This window comes from Microbacterium umsixpiens, from assembly GCF_053543675.1.
Genome location: NZ_JBLVOH010000068.1, coordinates 11,003 through 15,396 on the forward strand (window position 1 = coordinate 11,003; position 4,394 = coordinate 15,396).

Consider the following 4,394-nt stretch of genomic DNA (forward strand, 5'->3'; position numbering starts at 1 on the left):
ACGGAGATGGTGCGATGAGCGACATCCTCGAACGAACGACCGTCCACCACATCATCGACGGTGAGAGCGTGCCATCGCTGAACGGACGAACCTTCACCACGATCAACCCCACGACCGGCGCAACGATCGCCCACGTGTCTCTTGCCGACGGCGACGACGTCGATCGTGCAGTGCGATCCGCCAAACGGGCCTTTGACGACGCCGAGTGGGCTCGCATTCGTCCCGCAGATCGAGCCCGAACGCTCCGCCGATTCGCCGACCTCATCGAGCAGAACGGCCCGGAACTGGCAGAGCTCGATGCGCTCGATGGAGGAGGCCCTGTGAGCCAACGCGAGGGAGACATCCTCGCCGCAGCCGAGATCCTCCATTTCGCCGCATCGCTGGGGGAGCACACTCGGGGCTCTGTCTACTCTGATGAGACGGGGTACCTTAGCTATTCGCGTCGCCGCCCATATGGAGTCGTTGCGGCAATTGCCCCCTGGAATTTCCCGTTCTACTTCGCCGTCGCGAAGACAGCAGCAGCACTTGCACTTGGCAACGCTGTCGTGTTGAAGATGGCCGAACAGACCCCCTTGAGTGCGGTCCGCTACGGAGAGCTGGCCCTTGAAGCCGGCATCCCCGCAGGAATTCTCAACGTACTCAACGGCGACGGCGACACTGGACGCGCCCTCGTTGACCACCCCGATGTGTCGAAGATCACTTTCACGGGCTCCACGGAGGTGGGGCGGTCAATCATCCGTGCGAGCGCGCAGGAGATCAAGAGCGTCCACCTTGAGCTGGGAGGCAAGTCCGCCGACATCGTCTTCGCGGATGCGGACTTTGCTCAAGCGGTTGATGGTGCGCTCTTCACCAGCTTCGCCAACGGCGGCCAGATCTGCACTTCCGGGTCGCGGTTGCTGCTTGAACGCTCGATCTACGACAGCTTCCTCGCGGCCATCACTGCCCGCACCGAGGAGCTTCGGGTCGGCGACCCTTTCAACGCGGAGAACGACATCGGTCCGCTGGTCAGCGAGGCTCAGCTTCACCGGGTCGAAGGACTCGTAGAACGCGCGGTAAGGGATGGCGCCCGTATCCTCACCGGTGGCGGACGGCTCACTGACCCAGAACGGGCAGACGGCTACTTCTTTGCGCCGACCCTGCTCACGGATGTGAACCCTAACTCTGAGATCGCTCAAGAGGAGGTGTTCGGACCAGTCACCGTGGTGATGCCATTCGATACCGAAGAAGAGGCACTGCAGCTGGCCAACTCCGTCGACTACGGACTCGCCGCGACCGTGTGGACCACAGACCTCCTCCGCGCGGCCAGAGTCGCTGACGCACTGGACGTCGGCATCATCTGGACCAACTCACCACACCACGAGGCGCCCCATATCCCCTACGAGGGCCACAAGTCCTCCGGACTCGGGGAAGACCAAGGTGTTGAAGCCATCGCGACGTTCACCCAGCTGACCGTCAACCACATCGCATACGCCGGACAACGGCTGGGCTGGGGCGAGCACTAAACGAAGCAGCCCAGCGCTTCATGACCCCTTCGCCCTGACCGGCGAACGATGCACCACCTGAGAAAGGAAACGGCCATGAGTCAGAGAAGGCTCTTCGCGCTAGAAAAGCAGGCCATTGCACCCATACCTGTAGAGGAGCGCCGAGGACGCTCCCGAGAACTCGTGGCGATCTGGTTTGGAATGAACCTCAGCCCGATCACCATTGTGACCGGCGCGGGGGCAACGACCCTCTTCGGGCTCTCGTTGTGGTGGGCCCTCGTCGCGATCGTTCTCGGCAACGCCATCGGCGGCGTCGGGATGGCTCTCCACGCAGCCCAAGGCCCTCGCCTAGGCGTGCCACAAATGCTGCAGGCGCGCGGACAGTTCGGAGCCTACGGGGCGGCCGTAATCGTCGTCCTCGCTCTAATCATGTACGTCGGGGTGTTCGCTTCCAACCTGTTGGTCGCCACGGACTCATTCCGAGCGGCCGCCCCCGACATCGACACCACGGTCATGATCGTGGCGGTCGGGGCCATTAGCCTCATCGTCGCCGCCTTCGGCTATTTCCTCGTCCGCCGCCTCGCCGCATGGGGCTCCTACATCGTCGGCGGACTCGTCCTGGTAGCGCTCATAGCCATCCTCTCGACCAACGATGTCGTAACGTACTTCGAGGTCGGAGCCTTCGAGATCGTCGGCTTCCTCTCGATGCTCGCGATCAGCATCGTCTGGCAGATGGCCTACGCACCGTACGTCTCTGACTACTCCCGATACATGCCTGCCGACACAGGAAGCCGCGGCGCATTCTGGGCTTCCTTCTCGGGCTGTGTCGCGAGCACAGTCCTCCTCATGGGCGTCGGTGCCCTAGTCGGCGTGATCACGCAGGACCCGAACACCATGGCCGGACTGTTCAGCCTGATCAGCGGCCCACTCGGCCTCTTCGTCCTCATCGCACTGGGTATCGTCGTGGGCACGGTCAACTCCATCAATCTCTACTCCAGCACCCTGTGCACCCTGACGCTCGTTGAGACATTCAAGCCTGGTTGGGTCCCCAGCGTTCGTGCCCGCTTGGCGACGACCCTGTTCCTCGCCGCTGTCGGCGTTACGCTCGCATTCGGAGCCTCAAGCGACTTCGTGACATTTTGGTTCAGCTTCCTCACCCTGCTCCTCTATGCCCTGATCCCATGGTCCGCGATCAACCTTGTCGACTACTACCTCATTCGTCACGGCAACTACTCGGTCGCGGATTTCTTCGCCCCGGGCGGCGGCATCTACGGGAAATGGAACATCGCCGCTCTCGCGAGCTTCGCCATCGGCGTCGGAGTGCAGATCCCGTTCATGGTGCTCCCGTTCTACACCGGGCCGCTCGCTCAGGCCATCGGTGGCATCGACCTTGCCTGGCTCGTCGGATTCGTCGTCAGCGGCGGACTTTACTTCCTCGTTGCGGCTCGATCTAACAAAATCCGACCCCTACCCGCGACAGAGCCCGCGCACACGCGGAACCGGAAAGGTCAGCGATCAGCTGGCTGACTGATCCTGACAGGCTGATCCTCGTGAGCGACTCCCCTGGCGACCCTTCTGCGCTCGCGCATCCGGCTTCGATTCGAGTGGGTGCCGTGGTGTGGACCCGTGTCGTCAAGTCCCGAATGTGAAGGTGAGGATATGACTGACGAGACCGGCCGTGCAGTGATCGCAGACCTGTGCCGCATCCCCAATCCCGAAGCGATCGATCGCACGGCGCTCGTCGAGCTGGGCGGCGTGGAGCAGTTCGCCTCCATTCGCGGGCGGAATGCGGCCAGTCCCGTCCTCATCGTGTGTCACGGAGGCCCCGCGCTTCCGTCGCTGCCCTCATCGTGGGTCTGGCAGCGAGCCGTCGAAGACTATTTCACTGTTGTCAACTACGACCAGCGTGCGAGCGGGAAGTCGGCGCGCAAGGCATCCGACGATCTCGACCTCACGATCGACCGCTACGTCGACGACCTCGTCGAGCTGATCGAGTGGCTGCAGAAAGAGCTCGGCGTGGCGAAGGTCGGCGTGCTCGGCCACAGCTGGGGGACGATCATCGGGGTGACGCTGGCGCACCGACGCCCGGACCTGCTCTGGGCCTATGCCGCCGCGAGTCAGGTGATCTGCGGCCCGGAGAACGAGGTCGAGAGCTTTCAGTTCGCGCTGCTCAGCGCCTTGGCCGACGAGAACGAGGAGGCCATCGCGCAGCTGCGCGCGCTCGGCGACTACCCGGGTCCGAACCCCCTCACCATCGACCGAATCGTGACCTGCCGAAGGTGGGCGCAGTATTACGGCGGGCTGTCTGCGCACCGCTCCGACTTCGCGTACTTCACCGAATCACAGGAACTCTCTCCCTATTACACGGCTGACGAGCTGCAGCTGATCGTCACGGGGCAGCAGGTAACCATGCCCCAAGTCGTTCCGCAGTTGCTCGGTTTCGACGGGCGCGAGATGACCTCGTTCGACGTGCCCATCGTGCAGTTCCTCGGCCGTCACGACTACACGACGCCCACAGCTCCGGTCGCGCGATGGATCGAGAGCGTGACTGCGCCGTCGAAGGATGTCGTGTGGTTCGAGAACTCCGCTCATCTGTGCATGTTCGAGGAGCCGGGCAAGTTCGTCGTGAGTCTTACGGCCCTCCTGCTGCCGCACTCCGGGGCGTGAATCTGAGGGCGACCACATGCTCTTGCGTGCAACGTGAAGAGCGTCAGTGCAGCGACTAGGGCGTGTCTGACAATGTTTTGGTCCAGGCGAGGACGGCGTTGAGGATGACGGCGGCGCGGTAGACGATGGCGTGCTTGTCGTACCTGGTGGCGAGGCCACGCCACTGCTTGAGGTGGCAGTACTGCCGTTCGATCACGTTGCGGTTCTTGTAGTCGATGGCGTCGAGTCCGACCGGGCGCGGGGGGG

Annotated in this window: 3 protein-coding genes and 1 pseudogene; 3 read left to right on the top strand and 1 reads right to left on the bottom strand. The window is 63.2% G+C overall.

The features are described 5' to 3' along the window. From ACNPM4_RS06865 to ACNPM4_RS06875, 3 genes are all read left to right on the top strand, one after another. Positions 1 to 1,502, top strand: a 1,502-nt coding sequence (locus tag ACNPM4_RS06865) for an aldehyde dehydrogenase family protein (RefSeq protein WP_448985186.1), incomplete at its 5' end; no start/stop codon positions are given. Between the two features lie 48 nt (positions 1,503 to 1,550). Beyond that, positions 1,551 to 3,008: a purine-cytosine permease family protein gene (locus ACNPM4_RS06870; RefSeq protein WP_448985187.1), complete on the top strand. Its 1,458-nt coding sequence runs from the start codon at positions 1,551 to 1,553 to the stop codon at positions 3,006 to 3,008. A 132-nt stretch (positions 3,009 to 3,140) separates the two neighbouring features. Beyond that, on the top strand, positions 3,141 to 4,148 hold the full coding sequence (locus ACNPM4_RS06875; protein WP_448985188.1) for an alpha/beta fold hydrolase: 1,008 nt from the start codon (positions 3,141 to 3,143) through the stop codon (positions 4,146 to 4,148). Positions 4,149 to 4,203: 55 nt separating this feature from the next. Here ACNPM4_RS06875 and ACNPM4_RS06880 read toward each other — a convergent pair. After that, positions 4,204 to 4,394: pseudogene (locus ACNPM4_RS06880) on the bottom strand (IS5/IS1182 family transposase); the annotation flags it as partial.

Bases quoted from the DNA above. Each gene is read 5' to 3' on its own strand.
- ACNPM4_RS06870 (WP_448985187.1), top strand. From the start codon at position 1,551: ATGCACCACCTGAGAAAGGAAACGGCCATGAGTCAGAGAAGGCTCTTC.
- ACNPM4_RS06875 (WP_448985188.1), top strand. From the start codon at position 3,141: ATGACTGACGAGACCGGCCGTGCAGTGATCGCAGACCTGTGCCGCATC.